Raw genomic sequence first — 20,198 nt, 5'->3', positions numbered from 1 at the left:
CCGATTTCGGCGGGTGCGCGGGCGTTTACGCCCCTAGGTTCGAAAGGAGGCAGACCTAGGGAGCTCCACCGTGACAGAGACGACCGAGCCCGCCGCGGCCCTGCTGCGGGCGGGGAAGTTCTTCCGGCGCGGCGCCGCCGCCCCGGACCTGCACAGCGTCCGGCTGACCGGCGGGCGGGACGCCGACGCGTTCTACCGGGACCGGTGGAGCCACGACAAGGTCGTGCACTCCACACACGGCGTGAACTGCACGGGATCGTGCCGCTGGAAGGTGTACGTCAAGGACGGCATCATCACGTGGGAGACGCAGGCGACGGACTATCCGAGCGTCGGCCCCGACCGTCCCGAGTACGAGCCGCGCGGCTGCCCCCGCGGCGCCGCGTTCTCCTGGTACACGTACTCCCCCACGCGCGTCCGCTACCCGTACCTGCGCGGCGTCCTCCTGGAGATGTACCGGGAGGCGAAGGCGCGGCTGAAGGACCCGGTGCTCGCCTGGGCCGACATCCAGGGGGATCCGGAACGCCGTCGGACGTACCAACAGGCCCGCGGCAAGGGTGGGTTGGTGCGGGCGAGCTGGGACGAGGCCGTCGAGATCATCGCGGCCGCGCACGTCCACACCATCAAGACCGTCGGCCCCGACCGGGTCGCGGGCTTCTCCCCGATCCCCGCGATGTCGATGGTGTCGCACGCCGCGGGCGCCCGCTTCATGAGCCTCATCGGCGCGCCGATGCTCTCCTTCTACGACTGGTACGCGGACCTCCCGGTGGCCTCCCCGCAGGTGTTCGGTGACCAGACCGACGTCCCGGAGTCGGGTGACTGGTGGGACGCCGCGTATCTGATGATGTGGGGCTCCAACGTGCCGGTGACCCGGACCCCGGACGCGCACTGGATGGCGGAGGCCCGCTACCGCGGCCAGAAGGTCGTGGTCGTGGCGCCCGACTACGCCGACAACGCCAAGTTCGCCGACGAATGGCTGCACCCGCATCCGGGCACGGACGGCGCGCTGGCCATCGCCATGGGGCATGTGATTCTGAAGGAGTTCTTCGTCGACCGGCAGACGGAGTTCTTCAGCGATTACGTACGCAAGTTCACCGATCTGCCCTTCCTGGTGACGCTCACCGAGCGGGACGGCGCGTACGTGCCCTCGAAGTTCCTGCGCGCCTCGGACCTCGGCGAGGACGGCGAGGGCGGTGACTGGAAGACGGCGGTGCTCGACGAGAACACCGGGCGGCCCGCCGTCCCGAACGGCTCGCTGGGCTTCCGCTGGACCGAGTCCGGCAAGGGCAAGTGGAATCTTGAGCTCGGCGACATCAAGCCGCTCCTGACGCTGCAGGGCGCCGAGGTCGCGGCGGGCGTGGAGGTGCTGCTGCCCCGGTTCGACACCGAGGGCGGCACGCACGGCCAGGGCCGTGGCGAGGTCGTGCGGAGCGGGGTGCCCGCCACCCGGCTGGGCGGGCAGGACGGGCCGCTGGTCACGACGGTCTTCGATCTGCTGCTCGCGCAGTACGGCGTCGGGCGCGAGGGACTGCCGGGGGCGTGGCCCGCTTCGTACGACGACGCGGACGCGCCCGGGACCCCGGCCTGGCAGGAGGCGCACACCTCCGTCCCCGCTGCCAAGTGCGTGAAGATCGCCCGGGAGTTCGCGCGGACGGCGGAGAAGTCGCAGGGCCGCTGCATGATCCTCATGGGGGCGGGGACCAATCACTGGTTCCACTCCGAGACGATCTACCGCTCCTTCCTCGCACTGCTCCAGCTCACCGGCTGCCAGGGCCGCAACGGCGGCGGCTGGGCGCACTACGTCGGCCAGGAGAAGTGCCGCCCGGCCACCGGCTGGGCGACGCTCGCGAGCGCCAACGACTGGAGCAGGCCGCCGCGGCAGATGATCGGGGCCGCCTACTGGTTCCTCAACACCGACCAGTGGCGCTACGACAAGTTCGCGGCGGACGTGCTCTCCTCACCGTTGGGCGAGGGCCGCTTCGCGGGGATGACGGGCGCGGACTGTCTTGCGCTGTCGGCCCGCACCGGCTGGATGCCTTCGTATCCGACCTTCGACCGCAGCTCCCTCGCCCTGGGGGAGGCAGCGGGCGACCCGGTGGCCAACGTCGTCGACGAACTCAAGGCGGGCACCCTCAAGTTCGCGTGCGAGGACCCCGACGCACCGGAGAACTGGCCGCGCGTCCTCACCCTGTGGCGAGCCAACCTCCTCGGCTCGTCCGCGAAGGGCGCCGAGTACTTCACCAAGCACCTGCTCGGCACGCACTCGTCGCTGCGGGCGGAGGAGGCGGCGCCGGACGAGCGGCCGTCCACCGTCACCTGGCGCGACGAGGCCCCCGAGGGCAAGCTCGACCTGCTCGTCTCCCTCGACTTCCGGCAGACGTCGTCGACGCTGCTGTCCGACGTGGTGCTGCCCGCTGCCACCTGGTACGAGAAGCACGACCTGTCGACCACCGACATGCACCCCTACGTGCACTCCTTCACCCCGGCCGTCGACCCGCCCTGGCAGGCCCGCACCGACTTCGACACCTTCCGCGCCATCGCCGACCGGCTCAGCGAGCTGGCCGTGGACCACCTCGGCGTGCGCAAGGACGTCGTCGCCACCGCGCTCCAGCACGACACCCCCGGCGAGATCGCGCAGCCCGGCGGCGTCGTCCTCGACTGGCGCAAGGGCGAGTGCGAGGCGGTACCGGGCAGGACGATGCCGAACCTGACGGTCGTGGAGCGCGACTACACCGCGATCGGCGCGAAGTTCGCCGCGCTCGGCCCGCTCGTGGAACAACTGGGGCTCCCGGCGAAGGGCATCGCCCTCCACCCCGACCAGGAGGTCGACGAGCTGCGCGAACGCAACGGCGTCGTGCGCGGCGGGCCCGCGGACGGGCGCCCCGCCCTGGACACGGCGGTGAAGGCCGCCAACACCATCCTCGCGCTGTCCGGCACGACGAACGGCCGCCTGGCCACCCAGGGCTTCCACACCCTGGAGGCGCGCACCGGCCAGGAGATGGCGCACCTGGCCGCCGAGCACGAGGGCAAGCGCATCACGTACGCCGACACCCAGGCCGCGCCCGTCCCGGTGATCACCTCGCCGGAGTGGAGCGGCAGCGAGTCCGGCGGGCGCAGGTACACGGCGTTCACGCTCAACACCGAGCACCTCAAGCCGTGGCACACGCTCACCGGGCGCCAGCACTTCTTCATCGACCACGACTGGATGCACGAGCTGGGCGAGGCGATGCCCGTCTACCGGCCGCCGCTGGACATGAACCGCCTCTTCGGAGAGCCACGGCTCGGCCCCGACGGCGAGCGTGAGGTGACGGTCCGCTACCTCACGCCGCACAACAAGTGGTCGATCCACTCCGAGTACCAGGACAACCTCTTCATGCTGTCCCTCTCGCGCGGCGGCCAGTGCATCTGGATGGCGCCGCAGGACGCGGACGCGATCGGCGTGAAGGACAACGACTGGATCGAGGCGGTCAACCGGAACGGCGTGGTCGTGGCGCGGGCGATCGTCTCGCACCGGATGCCTGCCGGGACGGTCTTCATGCACCACGCGCAGGAACGCACGGTGAACGTCCCCAAGACGGAGACCACCGGCAAGCGCGGCGGCATTCACAACTCGCTGACCCGCCTCATCCTCAAGCCGTCCCATCTCATCGGCGGCTACGCCCAGTTGTCGTGGGCGTTCAACTACCTCGGCCCGACGGGCAATCAGCGCGACGAGGTCACGGTCATCCGCCGCCGCAGCCAGGAGGTCACGTACTGATGAGGGTCATGGCGCAGATCGCGATGGTGATGAACCTCGACAAGTGCATCGGGTGCCACACCTGCTCGGTCACCTGCAAGCAGGCGTGGACCAACCGCGACGGCATGGAGTACGTCTGGTTCAACAACGTGGAGACCCGCCCAGGGCAGGGCTATCCGCGTCGTTACGAGGACCAGGAGAAGTGGCGCGGCGGCTGGGAGCTGAACAAGCGGGGCGCCCTGAAGCTGAAGAACGGCGGCCGCATCAAGTCGCTCCTGGAGATCTTCTCCAACCCCAAGCTGCCGGAGATCAAGGACTACTACGAGCCCTGGACGTACGAGTACAAGAACCTCACCGACGCCCCGCTCGGCGACGACTTCCCGGTCGCCGAGCCCCGCTCGCTGATCAGCGGCAAGCCCATGAAGATCGAGTGGTCGTCGAACTGGGACGACAACCTGGGCGGCGCCACGGAGCACGGCGACCTCGACCCGATGGTCGCCAAGACCCGGCAACAGGCCGCGGACAAGGTCAAGTTCGCCTTCGAGCAGACCTTCATGTTCTATCTGCCGCGGATCTGTGAGCACTGCCTCAACCCGGCGTGCGTGGCGTCCTGCCCGTCCGGCGCGATGTACAAGCGGTCGGAGGACGGCATCGTCCTCGTCGACCAGGACCAGTGCCGGGGCTGGCGCAAGTGCGTGACGGGCTGCCCGTACAAGAAGGTGTACTTCAACCACCGCACCGGCAAGGCCGAGAAGTGCACGATGTGCTACCCACGCGTCGAGGTGGGCCTGCCGACCGTCTGCTCGGAGACGTGCGTGGGACGCCTGCGCTACCTCGGCGTGATCCTGTACGACGCCGACAAGGTGACGGCCGCGGCCTCCGAGCCCGACGAACACAAGCTGTACGAGGCCCAGTTGGGCGTCTTCCTCGACCCCGAGGACCCTGACGTGCGGCGCGCCGCCGAGCGGGACGGGATCTCGTACGACTGGATCGAGGCGGCACGCCGCTCCCCCGTGCATGCGCTGATCAGCAAGTACAAGGTGGCGCTTCCGCTGCACCCGGAATACCGCACCATGCCGATGGTCTGGTACATCCCGCCGCTCTCGCCCGTGGTGGACGCGCTGACGGAGACCGGCCACGACGGCGAGGACCTCGACAACCTCTTCGGCGCCATCGACACACTGCGCATCCCCCTCGAATACCTCGCGGAGATCTTCACCGCCGGGGACGTCGGTCCCGTGCGGTCCTCGCTGGAGAAGCTGGCGGCGATGCGGGCCCACATGCGGGCCATCAACCTCGGTGACACGCCCGACAGTTCGACCGCCGACTCGGTGGGCATGTCGGGGCAGGAGATCGAGGAGATGTACCGGCTGCTCGCCATCGCGAAGTACGAGGACCGCTACGTCATCCCGACCGCCGCCGTCGCCGACGCCCAGCGCCTGGAGGAGTCGGCGCTCCCCGACTCGTGCAGCCTCGACTACGAGGGCGGCCCGGGGATGGGCGACGACGGCCCCTTCGGGCAGGACTCCGGCCGCAAACAGCTGCCGCTGGTCACCATCGAGAACTTCCACGCGCTGCGGGCCCGGCAGACCGCCGACGAAGAGCCGAGCGCGGTCGACAAGGCCCACGCGGCCAAGGAGGACGACAAGTGACGCGGCACGCGGTGCTGTACCAGGCGGCGGCGCTCTGCCTGGCCTATCCGGACGACGAGTTCCACGAGCGGCTGCCGCTGCTGCGGGCGGCCGCCCCCGCCGGTCTCGACGGCTTCCTCACCCACGCGGAGACGACCGACCCGCGCGAGCTCGCCGCGCACTACGTCCGGGTCTTCGACTTCAAGAACCGCCACAGCCTGTATCTGAGCTGGTGGCGGGAGGGCGACACCCGGCGCCGCGGCATGGCCCTGGTCCGCTTCAAGGAGACCTACCGGGAGCACGGCCTGGAGTTCACCGGCGAGGAACTGCCGGACTTCCTGCCCGCGGTCCTGGAGTTCTCCGCCCAGGCGGGCCCGGTGCTCCTGAAGGAGCACCGCAGCGGCCTTGAGCTGCTGCGGATCGCGCTGGCCGACTTCGGCACGCCGTACGCGGCGGTCATGGAGGCGGTGTGCGCGACGCTGCCAGGACCCTCGCCCAAGGACCGCGCCGAGGCGCAGGCCCTCGCCCGGTCCGGGCCGCCGCGCGAGGACGTCGGACTCCAGCCCTTCGCACTCATCGGGGAGCGCTCCTCATGAAGACACTGCTGTGGGGCGTGCTCCCCTACCTCGCGTTCGTCCTGCTCGTCGCGGGCATCGTCTGGCGCTACCGCTACGACAAGTTCGGCTGGACGACCCGCTCCTCGCAGGTCTACGAGTCCAAGCTCCTCAACATCGCGTCGCCGATGTTCCACTACGGCATCCTCTTCGTGCTCGTCGGCCATCTGATGGGCCTGTTCGTGCCGGAGTCGTGGACGGACAAGGTCGGCCTCACCGAAAGTGCGTACCACAAGCTGTCGCTGTGGGGCGGCACGGCGGCGGGCGCGCTCGCGGTGCTCGGCATCCTGATGCTGCTCTACCGCCGCCGCACCAACGCGCCGGTGTTCCGGGCAACCACCGTCAACGACAAGGTGATGTACGTCGTGCTGCTCGGGGCGATCGTGATGGGCATGTGGGCCAAGCTCACCAACTCCGGCCTGGAGGAGGGCTACAACTACCGCGAGTCGATCGCCCCTTGGGCCCGCAGCCTGTTCACGCTCCAGCCGGACGTGGACCGGATGGTGGGTGTCCCGCTCACCTTCCAGATCCACGCGGTGATCGGCCTGCTGCTCTTCGCGCTGCTGCCCTTCACCCGGCTGATCCACATGTTCAGCGCGCCGGTGCAGTACCTGTTCCGGCCGTACGTGGTCTACCGCAGCCGGGACCCGAAGCGCGTGGGTGCGCGGCCGGACCGGCGGGGCTGGGAGCGGACGGGCTCGTGACCCCGCCCGCTCCCGTGACTCCTACTGGGGACCGCCCTTGCCGCCTTCGCCCTTCTCTCCGGCGCGCTTGTCGTCCTCGTCCACGATCTCCGCGTCCACCACTCCCTCCTCGGCGGCGCCCTCCTGGGGCTGCTGGCCGTCCGAGGCACCCCCGTCGGAGTTCGCGTACATCGCCTGGCCCATCTTCTGGCTCACCGCGGACAGCTTCTCCGCGGCGGCGCGCACAGCGGCCGCGTCGTCGGCCCGGTTCTTGAGGACGTCCTTCAACTCGGCCGCGGCCGACTCCACTTCGGCCCTCTTGTCCGCCGGGATCCGCGCGGCGTTCTCGCCGTTCCCGGCGTTCTCCTGGAGGAACCGCTCCGTCTGGTAGACGAGTTGCTCGGCCTGGTTGCGAGTCTCCGCCGCCTCGCGTCGCCTGCGGTCCTCCTCCGCGTGCTCCTCGGCCTCCCGCACCATGCGGTTGATGTCGTCCTTGGGCAGCGCGGAGCCGCCGGTCACCGTCATCCGCTGCTCGCGTCCTGTGGCCTCGTCCTTCGCCGAGACGTGCATGATCCCGTTGGCGTCGATGTCGAAGGTGACCTCGATCTTGGGCACGCCGCGCGGGGCGGGCGGCAGCCCCGTCAGGTCGAAGACGCCGAGCTTCTTGTTGTACGCGGCGATCTCCCGCTCGCCCTGGAAGACCTGGATGCCGACCGAGGGCTGGTTGTCCTCGGCGGTGGAGAAGGTCTCCGAACGCCGGGTGGGAATCGTGGTGTTGCGCTCGATGAGCTTGGTCATGATGCCGCCCTTGGTCTCGATGCCGAGGGAGAGCGGTGTCACGTCGAGCAGGAGCACGTCCTTCACGTCGCCGCGGATCACCCCGGCCTGCAGCGCCGCGCCGAGCGCCACCACTTCGTCGGGGTTGACGCCCTTGTGCGGGTCCTTGCCGGTGAGCTCCCTGACCAGCTCCGTCACCGCGGGCATCCGGGTGGAGCCGCCCACGAGGATCACGTGGTCCACGGCGGAGAGTTTGACTCCCGCGTCCTTCACTGCCTGGTGGAAGGGCTCCTTGCAGCGGTCGAGCAGGTCCGCGGTCAGCTCCTGGAACTGGGCGCGCGTCAGCTTCTCTGCGAGGTGCAGGGGGCCCTCCGCCGACGCCGTGATGTAGGGCAGGTTGACGTCCGTCTCGCTCGACGAGGACAGCTCGATCTTCGCCTTCTCGGCGCCCTCGCGCAGGCGCTGGAGCGCCATCTTGTCCTTGCCGAGGTCCACGCCGTGCCCGTTCTTGAACTGCCGCACCAGGTGCTCGACGATCCGCTGGTCCCAGTCGTCGCCGCCCAGTTGCGTATCGCCGTTGGTGGCCTTCACCTCGATGACGCCCTCGCCCATCTCCAGGAGCGAGACGTCGAAGGTGCCGCCGCCGAGGTCGAAGACGAGGACGGTCTGGTCGTCGCCCTTGTCCAGGCCGTACGCCAGGGCCGCCGCCGTCGGCTCGTTGACGATGCGCAGGACGTTGAGCCCCGCGATCTCACCGGCCTCCTTGGTGGCCTGGCGCTGGGTGTCGTCGAAGTACGCGGGCACGGTGACCACCGCGTCGGTGACGTCCTCGCCCAGATAGGACTCGGCGTCGCGCTTGAGCTTCTGCAGGACGCGCGCGGAGAGCTCCTGCGCGGTGTAGCGGGTGCCGTCCACCGAGCCGCTCTCCGGGAAGCGCCACACCCCGTCGCCCATATGGCGTTTGACGGAGCGCGCGGTGCGCTCCACGTTGGTGACCGCCTGCCGCTTGGCGACCTCGCCCACCAGGACGTCGCCGCTCTTCGCGAAGGCGACGACGGAGGGTGTGGTGCGCGCGCCCTCCGAGTTGGCGACGACGGTGGGTTCACCGCCCTCCAGCACGGCCACCACTGAGTTCGTCGTCCCGAGATCGATCCCGACCGCACGTGCCATGGTCCAGTCCCTTCCGCCGCGAGCTCACGTCCCCCGTTTCCCGGTCTACTCCGTTCTCCATCACAAAACTTGAGCGGGCTGTTGTCAATGCCGCACATGACAATGCCGCCACCCCGACAGGGGTGACGGCACTGTCAACAGGCGCTGGTTCAGGCCAGCTTGGCCGAGAGGGTGATGTCCGTGCCGGACAGGGCCTGGCTCACCGGGCAGCCCGCCTTGGCGGCCTCGGCCGCCTCGACGAAGGCGGCCTCGTCGATGCCGGGCACGACGCCCTCGACGGTGAGGTGGATGCCGGTGATGCCCGTGCCGGGCGTCAGGGTCACGTCGGCGGAGGCGGTGAGCCGGGTGGGCGGGTTGCCCTTGCCGGTGAGGGTGTGCGACAGCGCCATGGAGAAGCAGCTGGAGTGCGCGGCGGCGATCAGCTCCTCCGGGCTGGTCTTGCCGTTCGCCTCCTCGGCGCGCGACGGCCAGGACACCGCCTGCGCCCCGATTCCGGAGGAATCGAAGGTGACGGTGCCCGAGCCCTCTGCCAGAGAGCCTTCCCAGACCGTGTGCGCGGAGCGCGTGGTTGCCACGATGCAGTTCCCTTCAGTGCGGATCCGTGATCGGAAGTTCCGTTGCCCCATCCGATCACACTCCGGACGAAAACGGGGCGCGCGGGGCGCAACAGCCGCCCCGCGGGGATCTGTCGACCCACGTGCCCCTCAGGGCTTGCGGGCCACCGCCCCGTACATCGCGATGGCGCTGTCGTCCACGCCCTGCTGCTCGGGCCCTGGCCGCCACCTGTGCACCTGCGTCACCCCGGGCTCCACCAGCTCCAGGCCCTCGAAGAAGGACGAGGCGGTCGCCAGGTCGCGGAGCGCCATCGGCATCCCCTGCCGCCCGTACTCTTCGGCCACCCGGCCCACCTCTTCTGGCGCGAAATCACCGGTGCCGATGGTCAGCGCCACGAAGCTGCCCGACGGCAGCGGTTCCAGCAGACGCTGCACCAGGCGCCGGTCGTCCGGCGGCAGGATGAAGTGGAGGATCCCGATGATCATCAGCCCGACCGGCTCGCCCAGGTCTATCAGGGCACGGAACTGAGGGCTGTCCAGGATGGCGTCCGGATCGTGCATGTCCGCATCGATGTACGCGGTCGCACCCTCCGGCGAGCTCTGCAGGAGCGCACGGGCGTGGGCCAGCACGATCGGGTCGTTGTCGACATAGACCACACGCGACTCCGGCGTCACCTCCTGCGCCACCTCGTGCAGATTGGGCGCGGTGGGCAGGCCGGTGCCGATGTCGAGGAACTGACGGATCCCCTGCTCCTCGGCGAGGTACCGCCCCGCACGGTGCATGAACCGCCTGTTCTCCAGCATGTGCACGGGCAGCGCAGGCCAGTGCTGACACATGGCATCACCGGCGGCGGCATCGACAAGGTAGTGATCCTTGCCGCCGAGGATGTAGTCGTACACCCGCGCCGAATGTGCCGTCGACGTATCGATCCGATCACCCGCACCGTGCATGGCCGCTCCACTCTTCACCACTGAACAACTGAACAACTGACAACTGACAAAGGGATCCCGACGCTACACCGGCATACCTGCCCCCTCAGCGCCCTCTCCCACCTCCCGCGTTCCCGGCACCGGGAGCCTCCGGGTGAAATCGGGCCGGGCGGGGTCCGGTGCGTCGGCGGAGGTGTTCGAGCGGGGTGCGCAGGTACGCGTCGGCCGATACGAACACACCGTGTGGGATGCCGGACCAAAGGGGCCTCTGAGGTGCGGGAACAGGTGCGTGGCAGGGGGCCTATGGCCGGAAAGGCAACTGGGCAAGGGGCGTCCGCGGTGACACTTTGAGGCCGCCTCGCGACGGAACGAGGGATCCTCTCAGGGGGTATGGCCATGCGCATCAACTACTCGGACCACGGTCCGTCCCCGCTCGAACCCGAGAAGCCCGGAGCAGCGGGTGACCGGGACTCGACCTTCGGCTGGTGGGGTGCCTTCAGCATCCAGAAGTTCGTCAACCAGTCGTCGCTCTCGCACACCCACGGCGACGCCACCGGCTGGCTGGCGTACCTCCAGCAGTTCTACGACCGGAACTTCTGGTTCGCCGACGGCGGCGCGCAGGTGTGGGCGTACGAGGAGACGTACGACAACTGGCAGGACCGCTACGGCATGGACGCGGTCGTCGCCGTCTACCACTCGGGCCACGGCGGCATGGACAACAACGGCGTCTTCTTCGCGCCGCTCGGCGCCGTCTGGGACGGCCGCAGCGACGCCATCTCCAACCGGATGGCGCTCGGCAACGAGAAGGTCAACTACGTCTTCTGGTCGACGTGCACCTCGCTGCGCGTCCTCGGCGGGCACTCCCCCATCCGCACCTGGGCCGGACCCAACATCGGCTTCCGGATGATCTTCGGGTTCGAGACGGTCAGCATCGACAGCCCGGACTACGGCAAGAAGTTCTGGGAGAAGTGGCGGTCCGGGCAGACGTACTGCGACGCCTGGCTCAACGCCAGCTGGGACATCTACCACGGCCAGGCGCCCTCGGTGTGCGCCGTCGGCTCCACCCAGGCCGAGGCCACCAACCGCCTCAACACCGAGCGGAACTTCTACCGCGACCACGTGCCGGACAACTGGTACGCGTGGCGCTGGTACTACGCCCGCGAAGGCATCAGGGAGCCGCTCTCCCAGCTCCCCGGGCAGCAGCAGATCGTCCAGCTGGCGCCCCGCGAGCCGGGCGCGGAGCTCAGCGCGCTCGGGCAGCTGGCCGACTTCCCGTCGGCGGCGCTGCAAGAGGTGCAGGTCGACCGGCTCGGCGTGCTCAGCGCGTCCTCCGGCGACCGCGTGATCTCCAGCGGCCTGGAGGGCAGCCGCTGGGTCAGGCTCGCCGAGCCCAACCACCGCAACACCCAGCAACTGCCCACCGAGCGTGCGATCGAGGCGGCGCGCGCGTTCGCCGAGCGGTACGCAGAGGGCGCCGAGCTCGTCGTCGACAGCGTGCACGACCTGATGCAGAACTCCGGCACCAAGGACGGCTCCGAGGTCGGGCGTCCCGTGTCGCTGCAGACGCACGTGACGTTCCGGCAGGTCTTCGACGGCGTGCCCGTCATCACGCCGGGACACGGCCTGATCCGTGTCGGTCTCGACAACGACGGCACGGCCGTCCAGGCGCAGATCGCCACCCGCCAGGCCACCGGCGTCATGCGCGAGCCGAGCACCGAGGTCTCGCCTCCGCCGCCCAAGGGCGGCAAGGCCGCGGCGGCGCCGCTGGAGCGCGACCCGCGCAAGGCGCTCGACGCGGCGCAGAAGAAGCTGCTCGCCGAGATCGCGGCGGTCACCGCCGACGAGCCCGGCCAGCGGGCGACGGCGGAGCGCAGGCCCGAGGTCAGGGACGTGCCCGGCACGTTCGAGGTCGGCTATGAGATGGAGGGCGACGAGGCCTATCCGGCGGCCCGCAAGCTGATCGAGATCGGCGCGCAGGACAGCATGTTCAAGACACGCCGCTGGGTCGTCGCGCCGCTGGCGAGGTAGGCGCGACCGCGGGCCGCTCCCGCCGTTGGGGGCGGCAGGAGCGGCCCGCTCCACGATCCCGTTGCGGGACTCGGATCAGTGATGTTCGGTGGCGGTCCGCTGCTTGCGGGCCGCCATCCACGCGTAGACCAGCACGCCCACGAAGAGGAACAGCACGCCCTGGTAGACGGCCGCGTACCCGGACCCGGCGACCAGCCACATGGAGAACGCGAACGCGACGCCCGCGAGGATCCCGTCCCGCACCAGACGCCCGCGGTGCACGCGCTCGCGCTGCCCGGACACCAGGAAGTAGATCTGCGCGACGGTGGCGAGGAGATAGGGCACGGTCGCCGTGAACGTGGTGATCAGGACGAGGGACTCGAAGACGCCGCCGGAGCCCGCCGTGTAGTTGTAGACGGTGAGGAGCGAGGCGAGGACGACCGTGACGAGGACGCCGACGGTCGGCACGCCGCGCTTCTTCTTCCCGAACGCACTCGGGAACAACCCGTCCTGGGCGGCCGCGTACGGCGTCTGCGCGCTCAGCAGCGTCCAGCCGTTCAGCGCGCCGACCATCGAGACCAGCGCGGCGCAGGCGACCGCGGTGCCGCCCCAGGAGCCGCCGAACATCACGTCGACGGCGTCCGAGAACGGCGCGGTGGAGGCCACCAGCTTGTCGTGCGCGACCGTCCCGAAGACGGCGAGCGTGCCCAGCAGATAGACGACGGCGGCGCCGAGGGTACCGAAGATCGTGGCGCGCCCGACGTTGCGGCGCGGGTCGCGCACCTCACCGGCGCTGACGGCGGCGGACTCGACGCCCAGGTAGGAGAAGAGCAGGATCGCGGCGGCGGCCGAGACGGCACCGACCGGGCTGTCGTCGCTCGCCCGGAACGGCCCGAGGTTGGCGCTGTCGAAGAAGAAGAGACCGCCGACCGCGACGAGCAGCAGCGGCAGGAACTTCAGTACGGTGGCGACGAGTTGGACGGCGCCCACGTACCGCGTGCCCGCGAAGTTCGCGAGCGCGGGCAGGAGTTGCAGGACCAGCGCGGCCAGACAGGCGGACCACTTGTGTTCGTTGACCGGGATCAGGACGTCGAGGTAGCCGACGGCGGCGACGGCCAGGGCGGCGTTGGACACCCAGGTGGTGATCCAGTACGACCAGGCGGCCAGGAACCCCGCGAAGTCACCGAAGGCGGCACGGGCGTAGACATACGGGCCGCCGGTCCGCGGATCGCGCTCCGCGAGCCTGCCGAAGACGAGCGCGAGGGCGATGGCGCCCGCGGTCAGGACGGCGAAGGCGACGAGGCTGATGGTGCCGAACGGGGCGACGGAGGCCGGGAGCAGGAAGATGCCGCCGCCGATGATGTTCCCCATGACGAGACACGTGGCGATCGGAAGCCCGAAGCGCCGGGCGTGCTTGCTCTGCGCATCCACCTGGTCGGGGGCCGGATCCGACGGTTCCACGGTTCCGGTGTCGTGCATGGGGTGGTGCGCCTCTCGTCGTGCCCGGCGCCCGGGATCGCCGGGCGGAAAACATGGTCGGACACGGCGGAGCCTGCTCCAAATCAGTGTGTTTTGTCCTGCGCCGCGCGGTCGGGAACCGCAAAAGCTGTGCTGTCCGGGTTGCCTGACGACGAATCGTGCACGTCGGGGGCGACCGGCAGGACCGGCACCTCCGGCCCCAGGTCCTCCCCCAGCCAGCCCCGCAGGACCTGGTGGACCTGCTCCGCACCGACCAGCTCCCCGCCGTCCGCCACCGGGTCGGAGAGCGCGAGCGGCGACAGCAGGAAGGGCCGGGACTGCGCTCCGCCGAGCCCGCCGTGCGAGCCGATCTGCTCCTCGAAGGCGAGCACCTCGCCCTCGGCCGGGTCGTACCAGGAGTTGACCATGATGTCCGCGGTGTGCGGGAAGCCGTCGGTGCGCCGGACGGCCTCCAGGGCGCCCGGCCCGAAGTCGGCGAGCGGCCCGAGATCGGCCGGTTCCTCGTCCAGGTACACCTCGGCACCGCGCGCCCCGAGCACCACAGGACCCCGCTCCGCGCTGCGCACGAGGAGGAAGCCGATGCCCGGATGGTTGGCGAGCGTGGGCAGCAGCGCCGGATGACGGTGGTCGATCTCCTCGCGCGTCATGCGGTGCCGCACGTCGGGGAACGACACGAGCCCGAGGTTGCCGGAAGCGAGCACGATCGGCTCGGCGCGGCGCACCGGCCTGCGCTGCTCGGCGCCCTCCTCGACGGGCCTGCGCAGCGCGGCCCGCACGGCCGCCCGGGCCTCAGCGCCGCTGTGGGTGCGCTGTGCCTTGCGCGGCACGGGCAGCCCGCAACCGGCCCGGACCAGATCGCCGAGGGTCAGGCCGTAGCGGGCGCGGAACGTCTCGCCGGGGCTCTGCCCGTGGTCGGAGAGCACCACGATCCGGTAGGCGCGCGGCGCGTGCTCGGCGACCTGGTCGAGCAGCGCGAGCGACCGGTCCAGGCGCCGCAGGACCTTCTCGACGTCCTTGCCGGAAGGTCCCGAGTGGTGCGCCACTTCGTCGTACGCGACGAGGTCCGCGTAGACCGCGCTGCGTCCGGCGAGCATGTCCCCGATGACGGCGGCGACCACGACGTCGCGTTCCACGACGGTCGCGAAGGCGCGGATGAACGGATAGAGGCCACCGCGGCCCACCCGCGGGCGGCGCCGCCGGAACCGGGCCGCGGTGGACTCGCCGATCTCGCGGAAGACCTCGGCGACGAAGGAGAGAGCGGTTCGGACGGCGTTGGCGGGATCGGAGAAGTACGCGAAGTACCCGGCACGTGACCGGTTCTCCTTCCCGCGCCGCGCCGCCACGGAGAGCACGAGGGCGAGCTGCTCGGCGCCGCCGCTGAAGAGGTTGCCGCGGCTGGCGCCGTCGACGGTGAGGAGTCCGCCGTCGCCGGTGCGCTCGACGGCCCGTCGCTGCAGCTCCACGGCGGAGGCGGGCCGGTTGCTGACCATGACCTCGCCCGTGTCCTTCTCGTACCACCGGAACGCGGGCACGTCGTGGTTGGAGCCGTGCAGGATGCCGAGCTGGCTGGCGCCCGTCTGGCTGGACCAGTCGGTGCGCCAGGGGGTGAGCCGGTGGGTGGCGGCGCCGTCGTCGCCCAGCCAGCGCCCGAGGGTGGGCATGAGGCCCGCGCCGACGGCGCCGGTGAGCACGTCGTGGCCGACGCCGTCGAGCTGGATGAAGACGGTGCCGGGTGCGGCGGGCCCGGGAGTCCCGTCGGGGCGACGGCGCCTGCGCCGGTCGGCGAGCCGGTACAGCCTGCGGCGGTACGCGTCGTCGTCCCGCACGGCGAGCGCACCGCCGGTGGCCGAGGCGACGGCGGACATCACCGCGGCCACGACGACGGCGGTCTCCGCCCCCGCCTCGCCGCGCCCCTCGGGAATGAGGTTCAGGGCGAGCAGCAGCAAGGACCCGTTGAGGAAGAACGCGAGCAGCCCGAGCACGAGCGCGGGCACGAGCAGCAGGGCGCGCACCAGCAGGGGCCACACGAGCGCCGAGAGCAGACCGAAGGCGCCTGCGCCGAGGGCGGCGGTGACGGCGATGCGGGTGGCGCTGTCACCGTCGGCGGACTGGAGCTTGAAGTCCGGCAGGATCCCGGCGAGCACGAGCATCGTCAGCGTGCTGACGGCCCACACCGCGACCACACGCCACAGCGCGCTCCCAACCCTCCGCCATCGCCCTCGCCCCACGACCTGCCCTTTCACGTACCCACCCGAACTGGACACCAGCGTGTCACAACCCCGACGCGGAGCGCCGGAGCGTTACCGGGCGCTGAGGTGCGGGGCACGGCGCGGAGCGCCGGAGCGTTACCGGACGCTGGGGTGCGGGGCACGGGCGGGCGGGTGGGAAGGCCCGCCGCGGAGCGGCGGAGAGGTACGGCGCGGAGCGCCGGAGCAACACGGAGCGGAGCTCCGGAGAACCACGCCGCGGAGCGGCGGAGAGAACCCCGCCCAAGCGCAGCCGCAACCTCAGCAGCCGTCGTACCCCGCAGTAGGCATGGAAAGCCGCCGATGCACGCTCGCCTTCATCCGGGAGTCGTACGCAGGCTCCGCGAGCCCCGCCGTCTCGACCCGCACCCCCCGCCGCACACACTCCGCGGTGAACTCGTCCGCGGACCGCAGCGCGCGTTCCAGGACCCTGCGGCTGGGCACGACGAAGAGGTCCACGAGGCCCGCGTCGACGTCGCCCCACAGCATCACGTGGTCGGCGCGCAACCCTCGTACGACGAACTCGCGAGTGATCACGTACCCCCGCGCGGCCGCCCAGCGCGCGCACATCGCGTGCTGGCTGCGCGAGTCCACCAGGAAGGGGTCGGCGTCCAGCTCCTCCAGGGGCGTCAGGCTGGCGATCGCCGCGACGCGCACGACGGCGGTGCCCACGGCATCTCCCACGGCGTCCCCCTTGGCCTTCGGTCTCAGCCGCTGACCCTACTCCTGGCCGTAGGCTCGGAGACAGTCGCACGAAGGAGGAACGGGTGCCCGTCGAGGTCACATGGTGGGGTCACGCCACTTGCACGGTCGAGGACTCGGGCGTCCGCGTACTGACCGACCCCCTCTTCGCCCGCCGCCTCGCGCATCTGCGGCGCCGCAGGGGCGTCCTGCCGCCGCCGCGGGCGGCGGTCGCCGACGTCGTGCTCCTGTCGCATCTGCACGCCGACCATCTGCACGTGCCCTCGCTCGCCCGGCTCGCGCCGGGCACCCGTGCCCTGGTGCCGCGCGGCACGGCGCGGTCGCTGCCGGGTCTTGCCCGCAGGCTTCCGCACCTGCGGTTCACCGAGGTCGTGCCGGGTGACGAGGTGCCGGTCGGCGATCTCGTCATACGAGTGGTGCCCGCGCTGCACGACGGGCGGCGGCTGCCCGTCGGCCCGCACCGCTCGCCCGCGCTCGGCTATGTCGTGGACGGCGAGGCGCGCACGTACTTCGCCGGGGACACCGGGCTGTTCGAGGGAATGGCCGACGAGGTCGGAGAGGTCGACGTGGCGCTGCTGCCGGTCGGCGGCTGGGGTCCGTACCTGGGCCACGGCCATCTGGACGCGGGCCGGGCCGCACAGGCGCTCGCCAGGATCATGCCGCGCAGCGCGGTCCCGGTGCACTACGGAACGTACTGGCCGATCGGCATGGACGCCGTGCGCCCGCACGAGTTCCACGCGCCGGGCCACGAGTTCGTCCGGCATGCGGCCAGGATCGCCCCCGAGGTGTCGGTGCACCGGCTCGCCCACGGGGAGAGCGTGCTGCCGGAGGTGTCCAGGTGATGCTTGCCTCGGTGGCTCAGGTGACGCCGGAGAGTACGCAGCAGGCCGTCGGCTATCCGTCGCTGTTCCTGCTCGTGGCGATCGGCGCGCTGGTGCCGGTGGTGCCGACGGGTGCGCTGGTCAGTTCGGCGGCGGTGGTCGCCTTCCACCAGACGGCGCCCTTCGCGCTGCTCATCGTCTTCGGTGTCGCGGCGTTCGCCGCGTTCCTCGGGGACGTGGCCCTGTACTGGCTGGGGCGGCGCGGCATGAAGTCGAAGAACGGGTCGCGCTGGCTGGAGGCGATCAGGGACCGGGCGCCGGAGGAGCGGCTCGCGCAGGCGCAGGCCAAGCTGGCGGACCACGGCGTGCTGGTCCTCGTGCTGTCGCGGCTCGTGCCCGCGGGCAGGATTCCGGTGATGCTGGCGTGTCTGATGGCGAAGATGCCGCTGCGCCAGTTCGCCCGCGGGGACGTGCCCGCGTGTCTCGCGTGGGCGGTGACGTACCAGCTCATCGGCATCCTCGGCGGGTCGCTCTTCAAGGAGCCGTGGGAGGGCGTGGCGGTGGCGGTCGCGCTGACGGTGGTGATCAGTGTGGCGCCGACGGTGTGGCGCAAGGTCAGGCACGCCCTGGCCTAGGGCCTGTCTGCCCCGGCCTCATCCCCCTGTCACCCCCGAGCACCCGCGACCCGCCCACCGGCAGGTCCCAGAGGTCCTCGCGCGCCAGCCCCGCCCGTTCCCAGGCCGTACGCACCCGGGTGAGCGGTTCGAGGACGGGCTCGGCGGAGAGCAGGAACGTGCCCCAGTGCATGGGGGCCATGCGGCGCGCGCCCAGGTCGGTCGCCGCGCGGACCGCCTCCTCCGGGTCGCAGTGGACGTCGCTCAGCCACCACCGCGGCTCGTAGGCGCCGATCGGCAGGAGCGCGAGGTCGATACCGGGGTAGCGGGCGCCGATCCGCTCGAACCAGTGGCCGTACCCGGTGTCGCCCGCGAAGTAGACGCGCTGTCCCTGGGCGTCGGTGAGGACCCAGCCGCCCCACAGCGTCCGGCAGGTGTCGACGAGGCTCCGTTTGGACCAGTGGTGGGCCGGTACGAAGTCGAGGCGTACCCCGCCCAGCTCCGACGCCTCCCACCAGTCGAGTTCGGTGACGTTGCGGAAGCGCCGGCGGGTGAACCAGCGGCCGAGGCCCGCGGGCACGAAGACGGGGGTGTCCCTGGGCAGCCGCGCGAGGGTGGGCGCGTCCAGGTGGTCGTAGTGGTTGTGGCTGATGACGACCGCGTCGACGCGCGGCAGCGCGCTCCAGGCGACCCCGGCGGGGGTGACGCGGGCCGGGGTGCCGAGGATCTTGCGGGACCAGACGGGGTCGGTGAGGACGGTGAGGCCGCCGATGCGGACGACCCAGCTGGCGTGGCCCACCCAGGTGACGGCGAGGGTACGGTCGTCGACGCGCGGCAGGGGGCCGGGTTCGAAGGGCAGCCGCTGGATGTCGGCGAGCCCGTCGGCGCGCGGCCGCAGCGCGCTCTCGCGGGCCAGCCTGGCGATGCCGCGCAGGCCGGGCAGCGGGGCGGTCAGCCGGTCGGCGAACGATTTCGGCCACAGGCGGGTGCCGCCGGGCGGCCGGGGCGGCGCGAGGGCGTCGGGCGGCGCCTGCTCCCGCGCCCGCCCTCGGGTCTGCTCCCCTGTCTGCTCCTGTGCCTGTTCTTGCGCCTGCTGGGTCATCGAGGCGGCTCCATTCGCTGCGCGGCTGCGCGGAGGTCTTCGAAGGCCGTGCCGAACATGCTCAACGCCCGCTCCACGTGCGGCAATTCCAGGGGGTCCGCGGCGGTGAGCGTCACCTGGCGTTCCGCCGGGGTCGAGCCGAGGAGCGGCCCGGTGGACAGCCGTACACGCAGGGCGTCGATGTCGTCGCCGAAGCGGTGCCCGCCCGGCGCGGGCATGCCGAGGCGTGCACCGAGGAAGTCCTCCAGGTCCTGCGCGTCGCCGACGCCCCTGGCGGCGAGCACGGAGCGCAGGGGGCCCAGGTCGGCGTAGAGGTGGCGGCCCGCCTGCGGGGGCCTGACGAGGGCGCCCGCGGCCACCAGGGCGCGCTGCGCGGCACCGGCCACCCGCGCGTGCAGCCGGACCGCGGCGGCGAGCCGCTCGGTCACCGGGTCCGGTTCGCCGAGCGCGTACGACGCCGCCGCCGCGGCGGGGGCCGCGAGGGTCGCGCCGAGCGCGGTGAGGACGTCGAGGGTGCGGGCGCGCAGGGCGGCGCCCGCGGTGGTGGCGGGGAAGCGGGCGACGGCGGCGGGCAGCGCCGGGGGCAGGAAGGGCCCGGCGAGGTCGCAGAGGACGGTCACCCGCTCGTGGTCCATCTCGGCGGGGCCGATCAGGACGGTGTCGCGGGGGTGGTGCAGGGTGTCGCGCCAGGTCTCGTCGCTGACGATGTGCAGGCCTACGTCCGCGGCGGCCTCCACCGTCTCGTGGAGCACGTCGGGCGGCGGCACGGTGGCGGTCGGATCGTCGGCGACGGAGAGCACGAGGAGGCGGGGCCTGCCGCCCTCGGCGCGGACCCGGCGGGCGGTCTCCAGGAGGGCGTACGGGTCGGGGACGCCGCCGCACTCGGCGGGTGTCGGCACGTGGTAGACACCACGGCCGAGCAGCCGTGCCTGGGGCGCCCACCAGGCGGGGCAGGGGCGGGGCAGCAGGACGTCGCCGCCGAGGGCCGCGGTGAGGGCGAGCAGGAGGGGCGGGGCGCCGGGGGCGGCGACGATCCGGCCGCGCTCCACGGGCAGGCCGCGCCGGGCCCAGTACCCGCCGGCGGCGTCGAGGAGCGCGGGGCCGCCGCCCGCGGGCTCGGCCGGGGAGCGGCCCG

The 20,198-nt window shown here is 71.5% G+C and carries 15 protein-coding genes; 7 read left to right on the top strand and 8 right to left on the bottom strand.

The window, feature by feature from the left end; translation table 11 throughout:
• Nucleotides 1-70 precede the first annotated feature (70 nt).
• Genes ABZV77_RS21520 through narI form a run of 4 tightly spaced genes read left to right on the top strand, consistent with a single transcriptional unit; the run spans nucleotide 71 to nucleotide 6,682 of the window.
• A complete protein-coding gene (locus ABZV77_RS21520; RefSeq protein ID WP_356259093.1) occupies nucleotides 71-3,754 on the top strand; it encodes a nitrate reductase subunit alpha in 3,684 nt (1,227 codons plus the stop codon).
• Nucleotides 3,754-5,385, top strand: a complete 1,632-nt coding sequence (narH, locus tag ABZV77_RS21515) for a nitrate reductase subunit beta (RefSeq protein ID WP_356259091.1) — start codon at nucleotides 3,754-3,756, stop codon at nucleotides 5,383-5,385. Before ABZV77_RS21520 ends, narH begins: the two co-directional genes overlap by 1 nt.
• Nucleotides 5,382-5,960: a nitrate reductase molybdenum cofactor assembly chaperone gene (narJ, locus tag ABZV77_RS21510; RefSeq protein WP_356259088.1), complete on the top strand. Its 579-nt coding sequence runs from the start codon at nucleotides 5,382-5,384 to the stop codon at nucleotides 5,958-5,960. Before narH ends, narJ begins: the two co-directional genes overlap by 4 nt.
• A complete protein-coding gene (narI, locus tag ABZV77_RS21505; protein ID WP_356259085.1) occupies nucleotides 5,957-6,682 on the top strand; it encodes a respiratory nitrate reductase subunit gamma in 726 nt (241 codons plus the stop codon). Before narJ ends, narI begins: the two co-directional genes overlap by 4 nt.
• Before the next feature lie 21 nt (nucleotides 6,683-6,703).
• Here narI and dnaK read toward each other — a convergent pair whose 3' ends face one another.
• The 3 genes from dnaK to ABZV77_RS21490 all read right to left on the bottom strand — a co-directional run bounded on the left by dnaK (nucleotide 6,704) and on the right by ABZV77_RS21490 (nucleotide 10,113).
• Nucleotides 6,704-8,608, bottom strand: a complete 1,905-nt coding sequence (gene dnaK / locus ABZV77_RS21500; protein ID WP_356259083.1) for a molecular chaperone DnaK — start codon at nucleotides 8,606-8,608, stop codon at nucleotides 6,704-6,706.
• Nucleotides 8,609-8,757: 149 nt separating this feature from the next.
• Nucleotides 8,758-9,183 (bottom strand): OsmC family peroxiredoxin, encoded by a 426-nt coding sequence (locus ABZV77_RS21495; protein WP_356259080.1) that lies wholly within the window; start codon nucleotides 9,181-9,183, stop codon nucleotides 8,758-8,760.
• A 129-nt stretch (nucleotides 9,184-9,312) separates the two neighbouring features.
• Complete coding sequence (locus tag ABZV77_RS21490) at nucleotides 9,313-10,113, bottom strand: SAM-dependent methyltransferase (protein WP_356259078.1); 801 nt, start codon at nucleotides 10,111-10,113, stop codon at nucleotides 9,313-9,315.
• A 375-nt stretch (nucleotides 10,114-10,488) separates the two neighbouring features.
• Between ABZV77_RS21490 and ABZV77_RS21485 the strand changes: the two genes are divergently transcribed.
• Nucleotides 10,489-12,120, top strand: coding sequence for a DUF6345 domain-containing protein (locus ABZV77_RS21485; protein WP_356259075.1), 1,632 nt, complete (start codon nucleotides 10,489-10,491; stop codon nucleotides 12,118-12,120).
• Between the two features lie 75 nt (nucleotides 12,121-12,195).
• Here the strand turns inward: ABZV77_RS21485 and ABZV77_RS21480 are convergent, their stop codons facing one another.
• The 3 genes from ABZV77_RS21480 to ABZV77_RS21470 all read right to left on the bottom strand — a co-directional run bounded on the left by ABZV77_RS21480 (nucleotide 12,196) and on the right by ABZV77_RS21470 (nucleotide 16,496).
• The gene (locus ABZV77_RS21480; protein ID WP_356259072.1) at nucleotides 12,196-13,578 is read right to left on the bottom strand and encodes an amino acid permease; all 1,383 of its coding nucleotides are present in this window, start codon (nucleotides 13,576-13,578) and stop codon (nucleotides 12,196-12,198) included.
• An 83-nt stretch (nucleotides 13,579-13,661) separates the two neighbouring features.
• Nucleotides 13,662-15,806 carry a phage holin family protein gene (locus ABZV77_RS21475; protein WP_356259069.1) on the bottom strand — a complete coding sequence of 715 codons (2,145 nt, stop codon included), beginning with the start codon at nucleotides 15,804-15,806 and terminating at the stop codon, nucleotides 13,662-13,664.
• Between the two features lie 279 nt (nucleotides 15,807-16,085).
• Nucleotides 16,086-16,496, bottom strand: a complete 411-nt coding sequence (locus ABZV77_RS21470) for a hypothetical protein (protein ID WP_356260157.1) — start codon at nucleotides 16,494-16,496, stop codon at nucleotides 16,086-16,088.
• Between the two features lie 95 nt (nucleotides 16,497-16,591).
• Between ABZV77_RS21470 and ABZV77_RS21465 the strand changes: the two genes are divergently transcribed.
• Nucleotides 16,592-17,368, top strand: a complete 777-nt coding sequence (locus ABZV77_RS21465; protein ID WP_356259067.1) for an MBL fold metallo-hydrolase — start codon at nucleotides 16,592-16,594, stop codon at nucleotides 17,366-17,368.
• On the top strand, nucleotides 17,368-17,982 hold the full coding sequence (locus tag ABZV77_RS21460) for a VTT domain-containing protein (RefSeq protein WP_356259065.1): 615 nt from the start codon (nucleotides 17,368-17,370) through the stop codon (nucleotides 17,980-17,982). Before ABZV77_RS21465 ends, ABZV77_RS21460 begins: the two co-directional genes overlap by 1 nt.
• On the opposite strand, the gene ABZV77_RS21455 is transcribed toward ABZV77_RS21460, so the two are convergent.
• Together ABZV77_RS21455 and ABZV77_RS21450 are read right to left on the bottom strand one after the other, a co-directional pair.
• Nucleotides 17,963-19,063 (bottom strand): MBL fold metallo-hydrolase, encoded by a 1,101-nt coding sequence (locus ABZV77_RS21455; RefSeq protein WP_356259062.1) that lies wholly within the window; start codon nucleotides 19,061-19,063, stop codon nucleotides 17,963-17,965. The two genes, ABZV77_RS21460 and ABZV77_RS21455, sit on opposite strands and share 20 nt — an antisense overlap.
• On the bottom strand, nucleotides 19,060-20,198 hold a 1,139-nt coding region (locus tag ABZV77_RS21450; RefSeq protein ID WP_356259059.1), incomplete at its 5' end, for an aminotransferase class I/II-fold pyridoxal phosphate-dependent enzyme. The genes ABZV77_RS21455 and ABZV77_RS21450, both read right to left, overlap by 4 nt.

This window comes from Streptomyces sp. NPDC004732 (genome assembly GCF_040609235.1).
Taxonomy (GTDB): Bacteria; Actinomycetota; Actinomycetes; order Streptomycetales; family Streptomycetaceae; genus Streptomyces.
Note: the sequence above shows the minus strand (reverse complement) of the source record. Positions and strands in the feature narration are given on the sequence as shown.